The sequence below is a fragment of the Bradyrhizobium sp. KZN70725 genome (assembly GCF_055264925.1).
This window is the reverse complement of record NZ_JBUYWT010000175.1, coordinates 1-1,121: the sequence shown is the minus strand read 5'-3', so window position 1 is coordinate 1,121 and position 1,121 is coordinate 1. Positions and strand designations below refer to the sequence as shown.

Here is a 1,121-nt window from a genome sequence, read left to right as displayed (position 1 = left end):
TTGTCGAGACACAGAGGGCCGAGCATGCGATATCGCGGTAGCATTTTTGGAAGGCTGCTTGAACCGATCAATCGACGGCAGTTTCAGACGGTTGTGGATCGTCTGGACGGGGATGCCTACGACAAGTCGTTCAGGAGCTGGGATCATCTGGTGGCGCTGATCTATGCCCAGCTTAGCGGCAACAGCAGTCTGCGCGGGGTGGTGACTGGCTTCAACGCCAATTCGCAGCATCACTATCACTTGGGAACCGGCAAGCTGTCGCGCTCGACGTTGTCCGATGCCAATGCCCGCCGTCCGATCGGCATTTTCGCGCAAACCTTTGCGGCGCTGTCGGCGATGGCGCGTCGCCAGCTGCGGAGTGAAGGCATGGAGATGGTGCGTCTGATCGACGCCAGTCCGATCCCGCTCGGCAAGGTCTGCAGTTGGGCGACGTGGAACGGCCGCATCCGCGGCATGAAGCTGCATGTCGTCTACGACCCAAGGAGCGATGTCCCGACCTGCGTCGAGATGACGGCCGCGAACGTCAATGACATCGAGATCGGCCGACAGACCCCAATCCAGCCCGCCACCACCTATGTGTTTGACAAGGGCTATTGCCGTTTCGACTGGTGGCAGAAGATCAATGATAGCAAGGCTTTCTTCGTTACCCGGGCGAAGACGAGCATCCGTCTTCGCTCGCTCAGGCATCGCGCCATCCGCAAGCGTAACGGGGATGGCTTCGAAATCCTTGCCGATGACGAGGTGAAGCTCACCAGCAAGGGCGATTCGCGCCTTCCAATCCCGCTCCGCCGCATCAAGATCAGACGCGAGAAAGGCGGCAAGATCACACTCCTGACCAACGACCTTGCCCGTAGCGCCGTCGAGATCGCCGCCCTCTACAAGAGCCGATGGCAAATCGAGCTGCTGTTCCGCTGGATCAAGCAGCATCTCGATATTCGCAAGTTCCTCGGCGCCAACGACAACGCGATCCGCCTTCAGGTGCTCGCTGCGATGATTGCCTACCTGCTGCTGCGCATCGCCGCTCACACCAACTGCATCAAAATGCTCCCGCTCAGGTTCGCCGAACTCGTCGGCCAGCTCCTGCTCACGCGTCGATCCCTCGCTGCCATCGACAAACCTCC

Annotated in this window: 1 protein-coding gene; it reads left to right on the top strand. The window is 60.0% G+C overall.

Annotated features, from left to right (window positions below; genetic code table 11):
* Positions 1–24: 24 nt before the first annotated feature.
* On the top strand, positions 25–1,121 hold a 1,097-nt coding region (locus ACZBJS_RS42540; protein ID WP_463440335.1), incomplete at its 3' end, for an IS4 family transposase.